This is a genomic window from Mesorhizobium huakuii (assembly GCF_014189455.1).
GTDB lineage: Bacteria > Pseudomonadota > Alphaproteobacteria > Rhizobiales > Rhizobiaceae > Mesorhizobium > Mesorhizobium huakuii_A.
Map to the genome: position 1 here is coordinate 52,480 of NZ_CP050299.1, position 18,958 is coordinate 71,437.

An 18,958-nucleotide genomic window follows, 5' to 3' on the forward strand; every position below is an offset into this window, starting at 1 on the left:
GCCTCTGCGAACCGGTCCTCCGGTCTGAGCTTGGGGGTCGGAGACTGCCGCGCAACAGAGTCCCGTTCTTGCGTCAGCAAATTTATCAGCGACAGAGCAGACCGCTGTTGCGGTCACGCCGCTACGGGACAGAAAGACAATCCTCTCGGCTACGTCTTTACCGGGCAGGCTCTCACCGGGATCGCTGTGCCATTGCAAAATCATCATAGCTTTTGTCTCCGTTCGGAACCTCAGCAGGCCTGATGGCGAGGAGGATGCGATGCTTCTCAAGCGCGTAGACTGGGTCATCCGGATGAGGTGCGCCGATAGGCTGCCGCGACCCGAACCGTTCTGCCTCAGGGATCGCTGCTGGGATCTGCTCCTCGAGCCAATCGTAGACCACCGTCCGTTCGGCAATCCGCCACTCCCCTTCCCTTTTCTGAAACAGATCGCAGTAGCGCCCGCAGAGGAGCGTCTGGCGTACTTCTCCGTGTTTGTCCGGTCCGCGTTGCAGCGCGGTGAAATAGCTCTCGACCGCGGCTTCTGTCGGGGTGATGAATTCGATCAGGATGTTCGTGATCTGATGGATGTTGCGATGCCCGGTCTGGAAGACCCCGAGCGCAAACCGGATGAAGCCCTCTGCCGAGCCGCAATAGGCGCCGTGATTGTCATGCGCATCGAGCCAGTACGCGCTGCGCAACGCCGCCTCGTCCGCGCGATCTATCCCGCGGCAGTACCGATAGAGGCAGTCGCGGATCGCTTCACGGTCGAGTAGTTCGGTAATTTTTCCCTGGTCCATCGTCTTTGTCGCAAATCCTGTGATCGGAAGAGGTTCGCTAAGCCGCCCAAGTTTTTTTCACACCATGGGAGCACCTCGTTTCCGGAAATGCCCCTGCACCGTTGGCCCAGGACGGCGGCGCGCCGCATGCCGTTCTTTCCAGTGTGCGGCCACATGGTCGACCCGCAATTAAACCCGCCGGCCTCTCGGTTGAATGACATCCGATTCAGCCCGCGCAGCGGGTGTAGCGTCGAGTTCCAGTGCACGTTCGGGGCAAGATCGCGTGCCTCGTGACGCAAGTAGGTGCTTCCCCTCCGCAACCTCAATGTCACCAGGCAGGATGTAGCCCTCCTCATCGAGCTTGAAGATATCGGGCGCTTGCGCCGAGCATCGCGCGTGGCCCTGGCATTTGGGTTTATGGACGATGATGCGCATACCGCTACCTTCAATTTCCGTGCCCGCTCGGGGCTGGGCTTCATCAGGACCAGTGCAGGATCAGATTTTTGATCCCGAATACATGGCCGCCAGAGGTGATGGGTGCCGTACCTTTCTTGATCCGGAAGGCCGGAATGCGCGCCAGCCACTCCTCCAGGCCAATGACAATCTCTCGCCGGGCAAGGTGTGAGCCAAGACAGCGGTGGGGACCATAGCCAAAGGCGGCGTGGCGGTTGTTCTCTCGCGCCAGATCGATCGTGTTGGGGCATTCGAATTCTGCCGGGTCACGATTGGCAATCATCGTGGCGCAGGAAACGTAATCCCCCTTACGGATCGGCACTCCTTCGAAGTCGATGTCCTTGGTTGCCACTCGGATCATCTGAACGGTCGGATAGGCGCGCAGCAATTCTTCAACTGCGAGCGCGATCCGGTCCGGTTCGCTCCGCAGCAGTTCCTGATCTTTGAGGTTGCGGGCGAGATACGCCAAGTCAAAGCCTATGGCAGCTGCCACCGTGTCGAGCCCCGCGACGAACACAAGCACGCCGATGCCACGGACTTCCACGTCGCTTAGCTGGCGGCCCTCAACCTGTGCCTGCAGGATGAAGGTCATAAAATCGTCGACCGGGTCCTTACGGCGCTTGGTCGCAAGTTCGTCGATAAAGGCAACAATTGTCTGGGCAGCGGCCGGTCGTTTCAGATGGTCGCCGTGGATGAGATCTTTCGCCCAGCCGACAAATGTATCGAGCCGGTGATCCGGCAACCCTAGAAAGCGAAGGAAGATGTTGACCGTGAAAGGAAAGGCGAACTCCTTCATGACGTCGCAGCAAGTGCCCGCTGCGGCAATCCTATCGATCAGCGCGACCGCTCGCTCGCGGATAGCCGGCTCCAATACCATGGCCCGCTTTGGCGAAAGCAGCGGATTGAGCAGTGAGCGAAAAACGCCATGGGCCGGTGGGTCAAGTTCGAGCGGGATCATCGGCCAGTTTTCGCCCAGCGCGGATGCGAAGATGCTGCGATGGCTCGAAAAGGTTTCAGCGTCCTGCAGCACCCGGCGCTGGTCGCTGGCGCGAGTGATGACCCAGGTGCCGCGGCCATCGCGCGTGTTGTAGGGAGAATAGAAGATCGGCGGCCCGGCATGGACGCAAGCGACCGCTGCGTGCGGGTCCCCGTTGGGCGCCGGCAGCATGCCTGGCGACTTAAACAGGCTGAAGTCCCTCACCATTTCGGGCGGGATGTGATCTGGAACCCAGTTAATCGCCATTTGGCTTCTCCTCAATGTCAGGCGTTCTGGCGCTCGATCGGGATCCCACGGCTGGTCACACGTCGATTACCAGCGTTCGGCACGTCCTGGCTCAGGCGCCGTAAAGATTGGCCGTCACCGCTGAACTCCATCAAGCAGTGCTGACGTCCCCTGACTAAACTTGTCGGGGCAAGTTGCGTGCCGATTAGCGCACCGTTTGCGTTGCACCAGTTGGCCCGAACCGGTGGCCCGGTCTTGGCGGCCTTTTGGTCGGATGGCGACATTCTTGTTCAGCTTCGGACACACGAAGGAGCAAATGAAAGGACCCTCAAGCATGCGAACGCCGCGACCCGAGCCGAATTTGGTCCTCTCCACTTCCCGAGTGGCGCGCTTGCTGAGAGCTGGAGGATGTCAAAGCCCCCTCGACAGAGCGGGTATAGCAACAGTGCGCGTCGTGGATGCTGCCACAGCGTGTATTCGCAGACCGCCGTGACTGCGCACGCAAGAACGCGCTGGATCTAGAGACAGCGCTCCTTACGCGGTCGACACACAGTGCCAGCCAGTGTGCGACAATGCATCGGCCGGCCCGTCCGGAACGGCTTACCTCTTTCCCGAGCCGGTGCGGAAGTGCAGATTTAGCCTAGCCATACAGCACCATTGCTCGGTCCGGGTGACCAAGCGAATGTGCGGCATGAGGTAGCAAAAGCCACCGATCATTATTCAACCCGTTGATAGCGAGTGACTATTTTCAACGTCTCCGAGGGTGGCGGACGGAGGCTTGACGCAGCCGTGCGGAACAGCTGCGGCATGTCTGAACCGTCGCCACCGACCGATTTTGGTGCTGTCTAATACGTGCTTCCCGACGTGCGGATTGTTTTGATAGGCATGTCGGTGTCAAAGAATAAACCTTCCTCTTCAATCCCATTGAGAGTGGCGCTACCTGTAGAAAAGCACTTTGCCCCCAGGAATGAGTTGTCGGCAGAAGTCGTAGTCGGCGATGTTCCGAGTCAACAGGACAAGCCCCGATTTCGATGCCTGCAGATACAGAGTGCAGTCATGCAGGCAGCGCAGCTTCTGGTCATCCTGGTAGCCCTGCAGGCGACAGAGCACGCCATTCAGAACAGCAGCGCGGCCGAGGACGTCGGCATCGGGCGTTAGGATCCGGTGTCCGGGTATGGATCGGATTACCTCGGACACAGCCTTATGCACGCCCCCGGTGCGGGGATCGTCGGGCTTCAGGACACCAAGCGTGTGGGCCAACTCCTGGATGCAGATGGCTGAATGGTTGTTGTGCCGACCGTCCATAATCTGCTTCACCAACGCAGGCGCTTTGCCTTGGAGCCTGTCGATGTACACACAGGTGTCGAGCAATAGCGCTTGCCCGCCGAGCTCGCCCTCGTTCACGAAGGGCAGCTGATCATCAGGTCGGCGAGCAAGTGTTTTGGTTGGAAAGCCACGAAGCGAGCGAAGGGCTGCTTCAACATCAAATTCTGACACTCAAACCTTAATCAGAAGCCGAGCTTGATGTCTGGATCGATGGTTCCCGCGAGCTTGTCCATGGTCGCGGGGAAATTGTCCTCGAGCGCGACATTCGCAAGAGCGAATTCAAGCAGCTCGGTGTCACCCTTAATGCCCGTCTGGCGCTTAGCCTGCTCAATGAGGGCATGGCTCAAACGTGCTGTGATCCGCTCGTCCTTAGAGCCGATCAGGCCTTTGCGAATGGCAGCACGAAGCGTCTGCCGAACGACAAACTTCTGCTCGCCCGGCATGTCCTTGTTGGCGTCCTTACGGATCAGACTCCGCTTGCGCTTCTTTTTCGCAACGAGGCGCTGTTGCGGAGCAGTTGATAACGACCGCATTCCCAGCGTCTTCGTCATATCGCCATCTCCGATGCTGTTAGCCAAGGCGTGTGTTTTGTCGAACATAACAAGTGGGAGCTGCTTTGTCACTCGGAAGCTCGCTCAGATTACTGAGCAGTCATTCGTTCCGGCAAATGTGCGGCGTGCTCGGTCTCGGCGAAGGGCTCCTGCTAAGGCCAAAAAGGGTCGCAGCAAAAAATCGATCGGGTGCCTCCAAGTAAAACGGTATGGCGCTTGCTCTCATCGTTAAAGCCCATCATGGCACGAAGAAAGCTACAAGCAGAACCATGGCCGAGACGCGAAGCTCTGTAGGAGCGCTGAGGAGAGCGTGCCCCCGTTCCCGCCGCGGGACACCGTTTCCTTCAGACTTCCGTCCTCGCTAGCTGCTTTGCGCATGGCCGGCCCGAGACCGAAGGTGATGGTCGCCATAGAATCGCCCGATGGGGTGCCTTCCGACAATGACACGCTCGTCCAGCTCAGAGAAGCCGGCACCGATCTTGCACGCGGCACTATCACAACATGTCCGGCAGCGATGAACATCTTCCGTGAAACGCCGGGAACAGCGGCGCTTCTGGCTTTAATGCGTCAACGCAGCCAATCCATTTTGCAGCATCCAAACTGGCGAGCTTATCGATGACCGAATCCGCGACAGGCTTCCTGGAGGCTGTTCCGCACGACCCAAAAAAGCCACATGAACGGTCGCGTCCCGCATGGGGTGCGGTCATTTCGCTTGCCTTGGGCACCTTCGGGCTGGTGACGGCAGAGTTTCTGCCGGCCAGCGTGCTGACGCCGCTCGCGCACGATCTCGGTATCACCGAGGGTGCGGCTGGACAGACGATGACAGCGACCGCGATTGCTGGGGCGATCTCGGCGCCGACGATGGCCATCATCACAAAGCGCCTGGACCGCAGGATCGTACTGTGGGCGATGACGCTGCTGCAGATCCTGTCCAACGTTCTAGCGGAAGTCGCGTGGTCGCTGCCGGTTTTCCTGGCGGCGCGCGTCGTGCTCGGCATCGCGCTCGGAGGCTTCTGGTCGATTTCGGCATCGGTGGCAATGCGGCTCGTTCCAAATCACCTCCTGCCGCGTGCCATGTCAATCATCCTCACCGGCGTTTCCGTCGCTATCGTTTGCGCGCCTCCAATGGGCGCCTATGTCGGCGACATCTGGGGATGGCGAGCCGCCTTCACGATCGCGGCAGTCGTTAATGCCGTTACACTGCTGGTGCAATTCGTAACGATCCCGATGCTGCCTCCGGTGGAAATAGCTGGATTCCGCAGTCTGCTGGATTTGGCCAATAAGCCGATGATCAAGATGGCGCTTTTGGTCGTCCTGCTGGTCGCTTCTGGGCACTTCGCCAGCTTCACCTACATCCGCGCCTTCCTTGAGAGGATTCCCGCGCTCGATAGCAAGACAATCCCGCTGGTATTGCTCGCTTCCGGCATAGGCGGCTTCTTCGGGAATTTAACCGGCGCATTCCTGGCCAAACATAGCCTCAAGGCAGTCGCGGCCCTGCCACCCTTGCTCATAGCAATAGCCGCTACCTCGCTGCTGATGGTGGGAGCATCGGCCTCCGCCTCGGTGGTAGCAATTGCCGTATGGAGCTTTGCCTTCGGTGCGGTGCCGGTGGGATTACAGACGTGGATGGTGCTGCGCGCCGTTCCCGGGCAGGCCGAAAGCGCTGGTGTGCTGATGGCCGCAACGTTCCAAGTGGCCATCGCGGCCGGCGCGATTTTCGGCGGACTACTGGTGAAATATGCCGGCGTTCACAGTGTCTTTGCCTACAGCGCGGTTGCCACGTTCCTCGCCGCCCTCACAGTTTTCCTGCTTGGCCCGAAGCGCGCAACCTAGACCGCCCGACAGGCAATGCCTTCAGCTCAGCGCGCTGAGAGATGCAATCGCATCAGCCGCCTGGATCGCGGCTACTGTCACTTCAACGTCGGCTTCAGATCGGGCATGGACAAGCGCCAGCGCCCTCACCGGCCCACCTCCGCGCCTACGGGGAGCGGTCAGCGTTCGCCCGGGCGGACTTGGTCAGGGTTACGCAGCCCGGGCGAGCGCGGATCGCGCTTGACAGCTGATGGTGACCAGGCGCGGTTCTAGAAGCGTCGACCCGTTTCCGGTCTCTCGCAATGGCGGCGACACGCTCGAGGAGCGACGTCTCCCCGGATCGCGTTATTCTGGTTGCCAGTTTCGGACGGCTTGATCGCCTCCAGCTCATCTGGTCCCGCCAACCCCGGGCCTCTATCCGGCAACTGGCCCGGCCGTCCAAGGCATGCCGACCTGCTGTACATCCAGCACTACCATCAATGCTGAAAACACTGGATTTTGTCCGTAGCTAGATGTTGCGCCTCCAGAGGTTGTACAGGTCACAGGCAAGGAATGGCGCAATGAATACCTTGCGTGCGGCTGCATAGACCAAGCGTTCGCGGCCTTTCCGCGTCCTTTGATCGAGGCCATCTGCTTTTCGGCCTATGCCCTGTCGGCACCGGACTTCCTGGCCCTGGCGTCGACCGCGCCTTGCTGGCGACGCGGATCTTTCGAGTATGCCTTTGTGGAGGCCGTGCTCTGGCACAGTGATAATGGGACCAATCGATTTCACGTCCATCACTTGCCCTCCGTCGAGCAAGGCCAGAATGTTGGACCCTGGAGCGACAGACCCCCCTGCGCGGGGCAGCTGAGCCATAGCTTCAGCGCGGCGTTCGGGTCGTCGAAACGGGAGCTATGATGACCATACTCTCCAACGGCATAGGCAATCTCGCCGATGGAACCTCCAATCGAGGCGATCCGCGGCGGATCCGAAAAGACAGCTGCGCCCTCGGTGGCAGCGGCAGGCAGAGCGGTAGCCAGCAGAACCCACATTACCGGCGCGGGCACCGAGCGAAAACGGAAATCACCATGCATCGGTCTTACCTCACGCGGTCCGTCGGGGTTGGAATACGCGGCAGGGTCTCGGCCAGGAGCCGCCAGTCGCCGCGCTCGCATTCGCCTTCGGGGCGTTCGCCGAAGAACTGGATGATCATTCTGCCGTCGGCGCCATAGGCTTCGAGTGAGGTGAGGTGACCGTCCCTGGTCGGCTTGCGCACGGCCCAAACCTCGCGGATGTGGTGGGTTGTGAGATGCAGGCGGAAGGTTTCGTCCAGCACATTGATCCGCGGCCCGATGGGCTTGACCGACTTGATCGGGCCGGAATGGATCTGGATGCAGCCACGATTGCCGACGAAGCACATGATCGGCATCTCGTCTTCGCTCGCGCATTGGAACATGGCGCCAACGGCGGCATTGTCGAGTTGCCAGGCGTAATCCTGGCCAACCATGCGCAGCGCCCGGCAGCGACTGAGCTTCAGCGTCTTCAGCATGTCGAAGAACTGATGCACGTCGGTCAGCCGGCTCCAGTGCTCGCGCAGCTCCGTGACCATGGCGGCTTGGTCCGGAATCTCTGCGTCAGAGTCGGCTCCGTTTGCCTTGACCCACAAGATCGGCTCCTGGTTCGAGGATGCGAGCTCCGCCACCAGCTTTTGATAGGCGTAGAGGTTGGAGGCCGGCCTGACATCCACCTGATGCACTGCTGCGCCGGCAGCGTCGAAGAATTGCAGGCTGCGGCGGATGTTGCCGTCGTCGCGCTTTTCAACGGCAAAGCCATGCGCCCAACCCTTCGGGAAGATGCGCAGGTTGATGGCGTCGCCGAGAACCATGGCATGGTGGTTGCCGGTTACGACCTTGTTGTACAAGCCAATCTTCTCGTGCACGGCACTTTGATTTCGGGTCACCGCCCTCACCTCGCCCACGGCTTCGAGGCCTATCAGCAGATCATTGACGCGCGGCTCGATGCGCGCCGCGCCGGAACCGCAATGCGCCGCGACCAGCTCCGCTTCCGAAATGCTCAATTTGGCGGCGAGATCATGCTCGCGGATTTTCGGACTGTCTTCCTGTGCCCGCCGGATTTGGTCCGGAGAGGGTTTCTCGCGCTGGTCCATGTCTTACCCTGCTTCCACATAATTGTTGAGGATCAGCGGTCCTGTTCCAATCGAGCCCGCCCGTGTGCTCGATGCCGATCTCTTGCTCGGCCAGGACCACCGGCTCGAAAGGCGCTGGCTGCTCTACGACGGCACAACGAGACTGACAGTGAGATGTCGGTCTCCCATCAAGCGGTCGCCGGCGACTGGCCGGTAGCGAGCGATTGTAGAGGTCGACGCCAACCGACCGATCCCGCGTTTGGGGGTGGACGGGCGGGGCTGCTTTCCTTCAGAAAGCGGATCTGGTCAAAACCTGACATCTTGCTTCCCTTACATCGTTCCACTGATCGCGAGGCCACCCGCGAATCAGTGTCGGTCGGCAGTTGTGCCGCCTTCCAAAGCGGGGCTTCAAAAGTCGTGCCAATTGCGCAGAAGCGACCTCGGAAAGACGTTCGCATACGGGTCAAGGGTTTAGGCAGGAGTGGCACGACCCACGCCGAGACCACTGTGTCGCGGGTTGTGTCGCCCAGCCGTCTTCCAGGAACGAGGACGGGATTGCTACGGCGCAATTCACGTGACGAGCGACGTGCGCACTTCCGACAATGTCGCATATCCGACACAGGGCTGAAGGGCCAAGCTTTTGTTTTAAAACCGGTTTACTTTGGCATGGCACGTGCACTGTCGTCCGCAAATGCGTAACGGATTGAGGAGAAATTCGAGCCATGATTACGCTCACCCACACCGCAGTTGCTGCCGTCAAGACCGTCCTTTCCCGCGCCAGCGAGCCGGCGGAAGGCTTTCGTATCATGGTCCAGACCGGCGGCTGCGCCGGCTTCAAATACTCGATGGGCCCCGAGAGCGTCTTGCGCGAGGGCGATGCGATCATTGAGGCAGATGGGGTCAAGGTATTCGTGGACGTAGGGTCTCAGCCCCATGTAGCAGGCATGACCGTCGACTTTGTCACGGGGTTGGAGTCCTCCGGCTTCGTCTTCGATAATCCCAACGCGCGGGAGAAGTGCGCTTGCGGCAAGTCCTTCGGCTGATCGCCCGAGAAGCCGCATGTGGAACTTTAGCGGGAAGGCCAAGGAACACTTCAGCCGGACGCATGCCGACGTTCTGGAAACAGCCAATTCAGGAGGTAAGCTCGGGACCATCCGCTACGGCGACATGTTTGAATCTCTCATCGGCATCGACCGGGGGACGTCAAGGATCACTGCCGCCGAGCGCCGGACCTTCAGCGGCCGCGCCGCGGTCGCCTCATTGTCGGCGGCTATCGAACTCACCATCGGCAAACCGCCATGGAGCAGATCAGTTGCTACACAAAGGCTGCCCGCGACTGCCTCGCAGCCATCGTGGAAGTGCTTGTACTGGTCCAGGGAGAAATGCCCGCGGCGGGGTCTATTGCGGCAGAGCAGGTCTAGACGCCCGCCAAAACAGACGCCCGCGCCCTCAATAAGGAGGCAAGGTCGAAGCCCGTCTCGGGACCGGCGATCGCTTCAGGTGGGATGCGCGGAACGTCCCCGCCCGAAACAGTTCAGCTCCTGGAGGGCCCGAAGTTGCCGGCCGCCCAGTGACGGCGCTGCAGCAAACTCGACTGATAGTAGACGCTGTCGGGCGTTAACCGGAGGCCCTCGCCGGGGAGGCGAACTTGACGATATCGACGGCGACCATGTCGACGTCAGACTTTCGGACGCCTGCACCGGCCGCCAGTCTCCACCACCCACCAAGGGCCTGCGCCAGAGCTCCATGCGACCGATCTCCCGCGTCGCTTCGTTCTGGTCAACTGACGGATCACAGCATGAGACCTGTCTATCTCGACAACAACGCCACGACACGGGTCGATCCTGAGGTCGTTCAAACGATGTTGCCGTTCTTTACGGATCGATTCGGCAACCCTTCGTCGACGCATGATTTCGGCGCCTCGGCCTTTGCGGCGGTGAAAAAGGCGCGCCTGCAGCTGCAAGCGCTGATCGGCGCCGAGCTCGACCATGAGATCATCTTCACATCGGGCGGGACGGAAAGCGACAATGCAGCGATTCTTTCGGCGCTGGAGGTGTTGCCCAGCCGGACAGAGATCCTGATTTCGGCGGTCGAGCATCCTGCGGTGCTGACACTCTGCACGCATCTTGAGAAGACGCGGGCCGTCACGGTGCACAGGATCCCGGTGGATCGCCAGGGCCGGCTCGACCTCGACGCCTACAGGGCCGCCCTGAGCCCACGCGTGGCAATCGTCTCGATCATGTGGGCAAACAACGAGACCGGCACGATCTTCCCTGTTGGCGAGCTTGCTGAGTTGGCCAAGGAAGCCGGCGCCCTCTTCCATACTGATGCTGTGCAGGCGGTCGGCAAAGTTCCGATGGACCTGAAATCGACCGCAATCGACATGCTGTCGCTGTCCGGCCACAAGCTGCATGGCCCGAAAGGGATTGGAGCGCTTTTTGTAAAACGTGCCGTGCCCTTCCGCTCGATGATCAAAGGCGGGCACCAAGAGCACGATCGGCGTGGGGGCACCGAGAATACGCCTGGCATAGCCGGGCTGGGCATGGCGGCCCAACTCGCCTTGAAATTCGTGGACGACGCGACCACACGGGTAAAGTCGCTGCGCGACCGCCTTGAAGACGGGATACTCGAGCGCGTCCCAAACACCTTCGTCAATGGCGATCCGCTGGAGCGGTTGCCAAACACCGCAAACATTGGCTTTGCACATGTCGAAGGCGATGGAATCCCACTTCTCCTCAGCCGCGCCGGAATTGCGTGTTCCTCCGGCTCCGCATGCACCTCCGGCTCATTGGAATCGAGCCACGTTCTGAGGGCGATGAAAACGCCGCACGGCGCAGTCCGCTTCTCCCTCGCGCGCGACAACGGCGAAGCGGACATCGACCGAGTGCTCGAGGTCTTGCCGCCGATCGTGGAGAAGGTGCGTGGCTTACCCAGTCCTGGTCCGGCGAGGCGAGGTAATGAAGATCATCAATCGGGTCTAGGCCAGAGCGGCAGCAGAATAGACTTCCTTTCATGAACCGTGGTGTCTTCCTCAACGATACCACCTTGCGCGATGGCGAGCAGGCACCCGGCGTTTCCTTCACCATTGCGGAAAAGCTGGAGCTCGCCGAGTCTCTCGCGGCAGCCGGCATCCCAGAGATCGAGATCGGCACGCCGAGCATGGGCGGCGACGAGATCGAAACAATTCGCGCCGCGGTCGCCAGGAGTCTCCCGGTGCGGCTCACGGCCTGGTGCCGGATGACGTCGCGGGATCTCGAGGCGGCGATCGAGAGCGGCGTCACCGCCGTCAATCTGTCGCTGCCTGCATCGGACATCCAATTGGCCGCCAAACTCGGCCTCGATCAGGGGGCAGCGCTCCAGATCATCGCGCAGATGGTCGGGCGCGCAGCCGCCCACGGCTTTTTCGTTGCCGTCGGCTGCGAGGATGCCTCGCGAGCCGATCGGGATCATCTGGCCCGCGTCATTGAGACGGCCGCGCGAGCCGGCGCAAGCCGCGTCAGGCTGGCCGATACGGTCGGCGTTCTCGACCCTTTTTCGACCTTCGAGATTGTCGCTCAGCTCGCGGCGCTGTCTCCCATCGACCTCGAATTCCATGCACACAACGATCTCGGCCTTGCGGTCGCCAACACGCTGGCAGCAATCCGCGCCGGCGCCCGCCATGCCTCCGTCACCGTCCTGGGGCTCGGAGAGCGGGCGGGCAATGCCGCGCTGGAAGAGGTGGCCACCGCGATGGCCGTTCTCGACGGCGCGGATACAGGCATCGAGCTGACCGCATTGCCGGACCTCGCGGCCCAGGTGGCTTGGGCCGCCTGCCGGCAGACCGCGGCCATGAAGCCGATCGTCGGCGCCGATGTTTTCAGCCACGAGTCCGGCATTCACGTCGCGGGGCTGCTGAAGGACCCGCGTACCTATCAGGGGCTCGATCCGGCTCTCGTGGGCCGTTGCCGGCGAATCGTCATTGGCAAGCATTCCGGTGCGACCGCGATCGCCTATGTGCTGGGCGATAGTGGCCGCGATCTCGACCCGGATCTGGCAGCCGCGATGGTTGCCCGCGTCCGCCGCAAGGCGACCGAGACCAAATCCACCGTCACCGCAACTCAACTGGTCGAGCTCTACGACACACTGCGCAGCGAGGCAGCCGGCCGAGACCTTGGAAAGGAGTAGGTGGCGATGTCATTTATCCTCGACCATTTCCTCCGGATTGGTAGCCGCGCGGGGCGGCGTAAAGCCGCTCGGCTCGCCCTGATGGTCCATAAGGTCATTGCCGATGTGAAGGCGCGCGACCGCCGGGTCGGCGCCCATGCGCTGATGGAGAACGTCCCGCCTCGCGTGACGCTGGTCGGCGTTGCGGCGTTCCTGAATGGCCGCTTCGATCTCGACGTCACCTGCCCGATGACGGCATCCCATTCGCGACTGCAGATTAGCCGGTGCGACGAACGCACCTGACACCACGGTTTCCGACCCAAGGGAGAGTGCAATGACTTGTTCTGCTGATGGCCATACCGTCGACGTGACGGACATTCTCGCGCGACTGAAGGGCCTTTCGGCTGCGGAGGAGTTCTTCGCGGTCCTTGGCGCTTCCTATGACCCGAAGGTGCTCGACGTCTCACGGCTCCATATTATGAAGCGCGTGGGGGAATACCTTGCCGAAGAAGATTTCTCCGGTCTGCCTGACCAGGTGATCGCCGCGCGGGTGCGCACCAAGCTGGAACGCGCCTACGAGGACTTCGCTGCTTCCTCGCCGCTCACGCACCGTGTCTTTAAGGTGCTTAAGGACCACGATCCGAACAAACCTGCCATGCCGGGCCGCACCTTCGTCCCGTTCGACGCCGCATTGAAGCGGTTCGAAAAGGAATGAGCGCGACACGATTGCGACGCGACATTGTCGAGAAGCCGACAAATCCGGTCATCACGACGCCGCCCTCAGCGCAACCAACCGAACTTCCAGGAATATAGGCACGCAAAACAATTGGCACGAATGATGCGGGGGAGAAGATGAACTGCCAAGTCCGTATCCCGATAGGAGCCTAGAGAAACCGCCAATGCACATCGTAATCTGCATCAAGCAGGTGCCGGACTCGGCACAAATACGGGTCCATCCGGTGACGAACACGATCATGCGCCAGGGTGTTCCGACCATCATCAACCCTTATGACTTGTTTGCCCTGGAAGAAGCACTCAGACTGCGCGACGCTTATGGTGGCGAGGTCACCGTGCTCAGCATGGGTCCGCCCATGGCAGAGGACTCGCTACGCAAGGCGCTCGGTTACGGAGCCGATCGGGCGGTGCTCTTGACCGACCGTTATTTTGCCGGCTCGGACACGCTGGCGACCTCCTTCGCTCTTTCCCAAGCAATAGCGAAGGTTGGCGAAACGTTTGGCCCGCCCGACATCGTGTTCACCGGCAAGCAGACGATCGATGGCGACACCGCCCAGGTCGGGCCTGGCATAGCCAAGCGCCTCGACCTCCAACAACTCACCTACGTCGCGAAAATCGGCTCCATTGATCTTGCTGCCCGCGAGATCGAGGTCGAGCGCCGCTGCGAAGGCGGCACGCAGATGCTGAAGAGCAGGCTGCCTTGCCTCATCACCGTGCTGGAAGGCACAAACGAGATCCGGCGGGGCTCGTTCGAGGACGCGCTGTGCGCCGCGCGCAGTCAGATCGTCAAGTGGACTGCGGTCGCCGCTGGCATTGAGGACCTTACCAGATGTGGGCTGCGCGGCTCGCCGACGGTCGTCAAGCGCGTTTTTGCCCCGACTGCGCGGGCGGAAAAAGCGGAGCAAATCGAGACCGCGGAGAAGACCTTGCGCGATGCCGCTGACGAACTCATCGCCGCAATCTTCACCCGTCAGCCGCCGCTGGAACATGAACTCGCCTTCAACAACGGCGCGTGACGGCCAGGAGTAGACAATGTCGACAGCGAATCGAGAACCCGCTCGCCCTGCCGCCGGCCGTGCCGGCATAAAGAAAGAACTGCCTGACCGTTTCAAGGACTACCGGCACGTCTGGGTCTTCATCGAACTCGAACGTGGCCAAGTCCATCCCGTGTCTTTCGAACTGCTCGGCGAAGGCCGCAAGCTGGCCGACAAGCTTGGCGTCCAGCTTGCGGGCGTCGTGCTCGGACCGCCAGGAGAAGCCACCTGGTATGCCGTTGCCGAGGCGTTCGCTTATGGCGCCGACCTTGTCTACATCGCCGAGGCACCGCTGCTCGCCGATTATCGAAATGAGCCGTTTACCAAGGTGATGACGGATCTGGTCGATACCCACAAACCCGAGATCCTTCTTCTCGGAGCGACCACGCTCGGCAGGGATCTTGCCGGGTCCGTGGCGACGACCTTGCAGACCGGGCTCACGGCCGACTGCACCGAACTTGACGTGGATACCGACGGTTCGCTCGCGGCTACCCGTCCGACTTTCGGCGGTTCCTTGTTATGCACGATCTACACGCTCAACTACCGGCCGCAGATGGCGACAGTGCGAGCGAGGGTCATGCCCATGCCGCAGCGCACGGATAAGCCCGTCGGGCGTATCATCCAGCACAAGGTATCTCTGGCCGAGGACGAGATCGTGACCAAAGTCCTCGGCTTCCTGCCTGATAGCCAGTCGGCAAAGGCAAATCTCGCCTATGCCGACGTCGTGGTTGCGGGAGGCCTTGGCCTCGGCGCGGCGGAGAACCTGCAGCTTGTGAAGAATCTCGCTCGAGCAATTGGCGCCGAACATGGCTGTTCGCGCCCGCTGGTCCAGAAAGGCTGGATGCCGGCTGATCGACAGATCGGCCAAACTGGCAAGACCATCCGGCCGAAGCTTTACATTGCGGCGGGGATTTCCGGCGCCATTCAGCACCGGGTTGGAGTTGAGGGCGCCGATCTCATCGTGGCCATCAACACCGACCCGACCGCGCCGATTTTCGATTTTGCCCACCTCGGGATCGTGACCGATGCCATCCGCTTCCTGCCCGCACTTACGGAAGCCTTTACCCGGCGGCTGTCTCCGCACAGTCGCGACAAGCTTGCAAGCTAAGGAAGAGGATATGATCGAGGAGAAATTCGACGCCATCGTCGTCGGGGCCGGCATGTCCGGGAACGCAGCTGCTTACATCATGGCAAGCAACGGCCTGAACGTGCTGCAATTGGAGCGCGGTGAATATCCGGGCTCCAAGAACGTTCAGGGCGCCATCATGTACGCGAACATGCTGGAGAAGATCATCCCCGATTTCCGGGATGATGCGCCTCTTGAGCGGCATCTGGTTGAACAGCGGCTTTGGGTGATGGACGAGACCTCCCACACCGGGATTCACTATCGGTCGGATGACTTCAACGAGGTAAAGCCCAACCGCTACACGATCATACGCGCCCAGTTCGACAAATGGTTTTCGCGCAAGGTGCGCGAGGCCGGGGCGACGGTTCTGTGCGAGACGACCGTAACGGAACTCGTCCGTGATGCCCAGGACAAGGTGGTCGGCGTCCGCACGGACCGGGCCGGCGGGCCGATCTTCGCGGACGTGGTCGTTCTCGCAGAAGGTGTCTCGGGACTGCTTGGCACGCGCGCCGGCCTGCGCAAGATGCCGAAACCAGAAACCGTGGCGCTCGCCGTAAAGGAAATGCATTTCCTGCCCGAAGAGGTCATTGAGCAGCGGTTCGGCGTCAAGGGCGATGAAGGCTGTGTCATCGAGGCGGTGGGGACGATCTCCCGCAGCATGGCTGGGCTCGGCTTCCTCTACACCAACAAGGAGTCAATCTCATTGGGCATAGGCTGCCTCGTCTCCGATTTCGCCGCGACGATGGAGAGCCCTTACGTCCTTCTCGATGCGTTCAAAAACCACCCATCGATCCGGCCGCTGATCGCCGGCTCTGAGGTGAAGGAATATGCCGCGCATCTCATTCCCGAAGGCGGCCACAAGGCGATTCCGCAGCTCTTTGGCGACGGCTGGGTCGTGGTCGGTGATGCCGCCCAATTAAACAACGCGATTCACCGCGAAGGTTCGAACCTCGCCATGACCTCCGGCCGGATCGCGGCTGAGGCAATCGTCGGGGTCAAGCGCCGCAACAATCCGATGACCAGACGAAACCTCACCATCTACAAGACCATGCTGGACAACTCCTTCGTGGTCAAAGACCTTCGGAAATACAAAGACATGCCGGCCTTGATCCACACGAATTCCAGCAACTTCTTCACGACCTATCCGCGCTTGATATCCCTGGCCGCGCAGAACTTGATGCGTGTCGACGGCACACCGAAGATTGAAAAGGAAAAGGCCACCACGCGCGCCTTTATCAACGTGCGTTCTCGCTGGGGGCTGGTCAGCGACGCGGTCCGCCTGGCATTGGCCTGGCGCTGAAGGAAGACAGGATGACGATCGCAGTGACGAATTTACGCGTCGAGGACAAGCTTTACCAGAACCGCTATCTGGTCGATCCTGGCCGGCCGCATATCAAAGTGCGACCGCACGAGAGCCCGAGCGCGAACTTGCGCGCGCTTACCCACATCTGCCCGGCGAAATGCTATGAGTTGAACGACAAGGGTCAAGTGGAGATCACCGCCGACGGCTGCATGGAGTGCGGCACTTGCCGGATATTGTGCGAGAGCAATGGCGAGATCGAGTGGAACTACCCGCGCGGCGGCTTCGGTGTCCTCTTCAAATTCGGGTGATCGGCGATCGCACCGTTTCGGCTGCACCTGAAATGCAAGCAAACGCCAAACCATTTTTTAGACCGATCTCGCAGTTTGAGAGGAGCTCATGAATTCTGTGCTTTCGAATTTCAGAATCCAAAATGGCGCATGGAAGGAGCACTCTGGAAGACCCCTGAGGTGTTTCCATGGCTCTCATGCCGAGCGATAGGCTCGAAGAAGAAGGACCTTCGAACACCCTGCCTGAACCACGGATCAACTCCATCCACGAACCGGACATCTCCCCCAGGGGATTCTACGAAATATCGCAGGTCCTGACTGCCCCCACCCGGCTTGAGATTACGATCGCCAATGTCGTGAATACCCTTTCTTCATTTGTGCAATTGCGCCATGGAGCCATCGTCGTCCTGGACGCCGAAGCAGCGCCGGGGATTACCGCAATCGTCGGCAGTTCCCACCCATCTCAATCAGAAATTGGCCGCGTCATACCGCAAGCCGCGATAGACCGGATCGTCGCTACGGAGGCGCCGCTCATAATACAGGACGTTGGCAAGTCCGAACTATTTCAGGCTGAGGTTCAGCCGTCTTCGAGTGGCGGCACGATCCCAATTACCTTCATCGGAATCCCGCTAGTAGCTGAGCACGAGATCCTTGGAACATTGTCGATCGACCGCGTCGGTGAGGGCGAGAGCATCTCTTCCGGCGACGAGGACGTACGGTTCCTGACCATGGTGGCCAACCTTGTCGGCCGCACCATTCGTCTCCATCGTATGCTGAGTATGGATGGTCAGCGATACATTGGGGAGCAAGGGCGACCGGAGAAGTCGTTCGACGAGAACAGGGCCGACGCAGCCCGGCATCGGCATATCAAAATCGACGGGATCATCGGGGAAAGTCTCGCACTCAAGCGGGTACTCGAAACCGTCTCGGTCGTGGCGAGAACCAATTCCACAGTGCTTCTGCGGGGCGAAAGCGGCACTGGCAAGGAATTCTTTGCCCAAGCCATCCACAAGCTTTCAGCCCGGGGGAAGAAGGCTTTCGTCAAATTAAACTGCGCAGCACTGTCTGAAAGCGTTCTGGAATCAGAGTTGTTTGGGCACGAAAAGGGCTCCTTCACCGGGGCTATCTCGCAGCGCGCCGGCCGCTTCGAACTGGCAAATGGCGGAACGCTGCTACTTGATGAAATCGGCGAGATTTCGCCTGCCTTTCAAGCCAAGCTGTTGCGCGTCCTGCAGGAAGGCGAACTAGAGCGAGTCGGCGGCACGAGAACGCTTCAGGTCGATGTCCGGCTCATATGCGCCACCAACAAGGATCTTGAGACGGCTGTCTTAAATGGGGAGTTCAGGGCCGACCTTTATTACCGCATCAATGTCGTGCCAATCATTCTACCCCCGCTCAGAAAGCGCGCCGGCGATATTCCACGCCTTGCGAACGCGTTCCTCGAGCGGTTCAACAAGGAAAACCATCGCGAGCTCGCCTTCGCGCCGCTGGCGCTTGACCTGATCTCGCAATGCTATTTCCCTGGCAATGTCCGCGAGTTGGAAAACTGCGTTCAAAGGACAGCTACACTTGCGCGTTCGACGACGATCACTCCATCGGATTTCGCTTGCCAGAACAACCAATGCCTTTCTTCGCTTCTCTGGAAAGGTGCCGGCCCTTCGCATGGCGGCAATGCCACGGACGAGCTCTCGAAGATGCCGATCCGGCGCATCGAGGCCCCGGAAGGGTTCTCGCCCGTGAAGGCCTGCGATCCCAATGATCCCGCTTGCCCAGCAAAGGGCCGGCACCTGACGGAACGCGAGCGGCTGACCGACGCGATGCAGAAGGCCGGTTGGGTTCAGGCCAAGGCGGCTCGTGTCCTGGGCCTCACGCCGCGGCAGGTCGGCTACGCTCTGCGCCGGTATGGTATCGAGGTGAAGAAATTCTAGCCAGGCGTGCTGGCGACTTCAAACGTCAGTTCGGAGTGTCTTCCTCACGCTGTGCGTGCCCAGGACGCGGTGCCTCCTCGACCCGATTGGCTTGTGCACTGTCACAAGCCGGACAAAATTGTGCCGGAGCAAACCGACAGAATGCGACACTCAGA

18 protein-coding genes are annotated in these 18,958 nt (G+C 60.6%); 12 read left to right on the forward strand and 6 right to left on the reverse strand.

Features of this window, described 5'->3' with window-relative positions; all coding sequences use genetic code 11:
* Positions 1–172: 172 nt before the first annotated feature.
* From HB778_RS38050 to HB778_RS38070, 5 genes are all read right to left on the reverse strand, one after another.
* A complete protein-coding gene (locus HB778_RS38050; RefSeq protein WP_183465735.1) occupies positions 173–778 on the reverse strand; it encodes a nuclear transport factor 2 family protein in 606 nt (201 codons plus the stop codon).
* A gap of 168 nt (positions 779–946) precedes the next feature.
* Positions 947–1,192: a ferredoxin gene (locus tag HB778_RS38055; RefSeq protein WP_183465736.1), complete on the reverse strand. Its 246-nt coding sequence runs from the start codon at positions 1,190–1,192 to the stop codon at positions 947–949.
* Between the two features lie 43 nt (positions 1,193–1,235).
* Positions 1,236–2,453, reverse strand: a complete 1,218-nt coding sequence (locus tag HB778_RS38060; RefSeq protein ID WP_183465737.1) for a cytochrome P450 — start codon at positions 2,451–2,453, stop codon at positions 1,236–1,238.
* Between the two features lie 915 nt (positions 2,454–3,368).
* Positions 3,369–3,929, reverse strand: coding sequence for a type II toxin-antitoxin system VapC family toxin (locus HB778_RS38065; RefSeq protein ID WP_183465738.1), 561 nt, complete (start codon positions 3,927–3,929; stop codon positions 3,369–3,371).
* A gap of 11 nt (positions 3,930–3,940) precedes the next feature.
* Positions 3,941–4,309, reverse strand: a complete 369-nt coding sequence (locus HB778_RS38070) for a hypothetical protein (protein ID WP_244662172.1) — start codon at positions 4,307–4,309, stop codon at positions 3,941–3,943.
* A 397-nt stretch (positions 4,310–4,706) separates the two neighbouring features.
* Between HB778_RS38070 and HB778_RS38075 the strand changes: the two genes are divergently transcribed.
* Both HB778_RS38075 and HB778_RS38080 read left to right on the forward strand, forming a co-directional pair.
* Complete coding sequence (locus HB778_RS38075) at positions 4,707–4,928, forward strand: hypothetical protein (protein WP_183465739.1); 222 nt, start codon at positions 4,707–4,709, stop codon at positions 4,926–4,928.
* On the forward strand, positions 4,925–6,142 hold the full coding sequence (locus HB778_RS38080; protein WP_183465740.1) for an MFS transporter: 1,218 nt from the start codon (positions 4,925–4,927) through the stop codon (positions 6,140–6,142). Before HB778_RS38075 ends, HB778_RS38080 begins: the two co-directional genes overlap by 4 nt.
* Before the next feature lie 1,058 nt (positions 6,143–7,200).
* Here the strand turns inward: HB778_RS38080 and HB778_RS38085 are convergent.
* A complete protein-coding gene (locus tag HB778_RS38085) occupies positions 7,201–8,268 on the reverse strand; it encodes a hemin-degrading factor (protein WP_183455280.1) in 1,068 nt (355 codons plus the stop codon).
* A 701-nt stretch (positions 8,269–8,969) separates the two neighbouring features.
* On the opposite strand from HB778_RS38085, the gene HB778_RS38090 reads away from it, so the two are divergent.
* The 10 genes from HB778_RS38090 (at position 8,970) to nifA (ending at position 18,803) form a co-directional block, all read left to right on the forward strand.
* Positions 8,970–9,290 carry an iron-sulfur cluster assembly accessory protein gene (locus HB778_RS38090; RefSeq protein WP_183455281.1) on the forward strand — a complete coding sequence of 107 codons (321 nt, stop codon included), beginning with the start codon at positions 8,970–8,972 and terminating at the stop codon, positions 9,288–9,290.
* A 755-nt stretch (positions 9,291–10,045) separates the two neighbouring features.
* Positions 10,046–11,263 (forward strand): cysteine desulfurase NifS, encoded by a 1,218-nt coding sequence (nifS, locus tag HB778_RS38095; protein ID WP_183465741.1) that lies wholly within the window; start codon positions 10,046–10,048, stop codon positions 11,261–11,263.
* On the forward strand, positions 11,260–12,411 hold the full coding sequence (gene nifV, locus HB778_RS38100) for a homocitrate synthase (protein ID WP_183455283.1): 1,152 nt from the start codon (positions 11,260–11,262) through the stop codon (positions 12,409–12,411). The genes nifS and nifV overlap by 4 nt, the downstream gene beginning before the upstream one ends.
* Before the next feature lie 6 nt (positions 12,412–12,417).
* Entirely contained in the window at positions 12,418–12,693 is a 276-nt protein-coding gene (locus tag HB778_RS38105) for a hypothetical protein (RefSeq protein ID WP_183455284.1), read from the forward strand.
* A 31-nt stretch (positions 12,694–12,724) separates the two neighbouring features.
* A complete protein-coding gene (gene nifW, locus HB778_RS38110; RefSeq protein ID WP_183465742.1) occupies positions 12,725–13,105 on the forward strand; it encodes a nitrogenase stabilizing/protective protein NifW in 381 nt (126 codons plus the stop codon).
* Positions 13,106–13,289: 184 nt separating this feature from the next.
* Positions 13,290–14,141, forward strand: a complete 852-nt coding sequence (locus HB778_RS38115) for an electron transfer flavoprotein subunit beta/FixA family protein (RefSeq protein WP_183465743.1) — start codon at positions 13,290–13,292, stop codon at positions 14,139–14,141.
* Positions 14,142–14,157: 16 nt separating this feature from the next.
* Positions 14,158–15,267: an electron transfer flavoprotein subunit alpha/FixB family protein gene (locus HB778_RS38120; RefSeq protein WP_183455287.1), complete on the forward strand. Its 1,110-nt coding sequence runs from the start codon at positions 14,158–14,160 to the stop codon at positions 15,265–15,267.
* A 10-nt stretch (positions 15,268–15,277) separates the two neighbouring features.
* Entirely contained in the window at positions 15,278–16,585 is a 1,308-nt protein-coding gene (locus HB778_RS38125) for an FAD-dependent oxidoreductase (RefSeq protein WP_183455288.1), read from the forward strand.
* Between the two features lie 11 nt (positions 16,586–16,596).
* The gene (locus HB778_RS38130) at positions 16,597–16,896 is read left to right on the forward strand and encodes a ferredoxin family protein (protein WP_183455289.1); all 300 of its coding nucleotides are present in this window, start codon (positions 16,597–16,599) and stop codon (positions 16,894–16,896) included.
* Between the two features lie 167 nt (positions 16,897–17,063).
* A complete protein-coding gene (gene nifA / locus HB778_RS38135) occupies positions 17,064–18,803 on the forward strand; it encodes a nif-specific transcriptional activator NifA (RefSeq protein WP_183465744.1) in 1,740 nt (579 codons plus the stop codon).
* Positions 18,804–18,958: the final 155 nt, after the last annotated feature.

What these genes read in the sequence shown, in the direction of transcription:
- HB778_RS38050 (WP_183465735.1), bottom strand. Translation starts at nt 778, where the DNA reads ATGGACCAGGGAAAAATTACCGAACTACTCGACCGTGAAGCGATCCGC.
- HB778_RS38055 (WP_183465736.1), bottom strand. Translation starts at nt 1,192, where the DNA reads ATGCGCATCATCGTCCATAAACCCAAATGCCAGGGCCACGCGCGATGC.
- HB778_RS38060 (WP_183465737.1), bottom strand. Translation starts at nt 2,453, where the DNA reads ATGGCGATTAACTGGGTTCCAGATCACATCCCGCCCGAAATGGTGAGG.
- HB778_RS38070 (WP_244662172.1), bottom strand. Translation starts at nt 4,309, where the DNA reads ATGACGAAGACGCTGGGAATGCGGTCGTTATCAACTGCTCCGCAACAG.
- HB778_RS38080 (WP_183465740.1), top strand. Translation starts at nt 4,925, where the DNA reads ATGACCGAATCCGCGACAGGCTTCCTGGAGGCTGTTCCGCACGACCCA.
- HB778_RS38085 (WP_183455280.1), bottom strand. Translation starts at nt 8,268, where the DNA reads ATGGACCAGCGCGAGAAACCCTCTCCGGACCAAATCCGGCGGGCACAG.
- HB778_RS38090 (WP_183455281.1), top strand. Translation starts at nt 8,970, where the DNA reads ATGATTACGCTCACCCACACCGCAGTTGCTGCCGTCAAGACCGTCCTT.
- nifS (WP_183465741.1), top strand. Translation starts at nt 10,046, where the DNA reads ATGAGACCTGTCTATCTCGACAACAACGCCACGACACGGGTCGATCCT.
- nifV (WP_183455283.1), top strand. Translation starts at nt 11,260, where the DNA reads ATGAACCGTGGTGTCTTCCTCAACGATACCACCTTGCGCGATGGCGAG.
- HB778_RS38105 (WP_183455284.1), top strand. Translation starts at nt 12,418, where the DNA reads ATGTCATTTATCCTCGACCATTTCCTCCGGATTGGTAGCCGCGCGGGG.
- nifW (WP_183465742.1), top strand. Translation starts at nt 12,725, where the DNA reads ATGACTTGTTCTGCTGATGGCCATACCGTCGACGTGACGGACATTCTC.
- HB778_RS38115 (WP_183465743.1), top strand. Translation starts at nt 13,290, where the DNA reads ATGCACATCGTAATCTGCATCAAGCAGGTGCCGGACTCGGCACAAATA.
- HB778_RS38120 (WP_183455287.1), top strand. Translation starts at nt 14,158, where the DNA reads ATGTCGACAGCGAATCGAGAACCCGCTCGCCCTGCCGCCGGCCGTGCC.
- HB778_RS38125 (WP_183455288.1), top strand. Translation starts at nt 15,278, where the DNA reads ATGATCGAGGAGAAATTCGACGCCATCGTCGTCGGGGCCGGCATGTCC.
- HB778_RS38130 (WP_183455289.1), top strand. Translation starts at nt 16,597, where the DNA reads ATGACGATCGCAGTGACGAATTTACGCGTCGAGGACAAGCTTTACCAG.
- nifA (WP_183465744.1), top strand. Translation starts at nt 17,064, where the DNA reads ATGGCTCTCATGCCGAGCGATAGGCTCGAAGAAGAAGGACCTTCGAAC.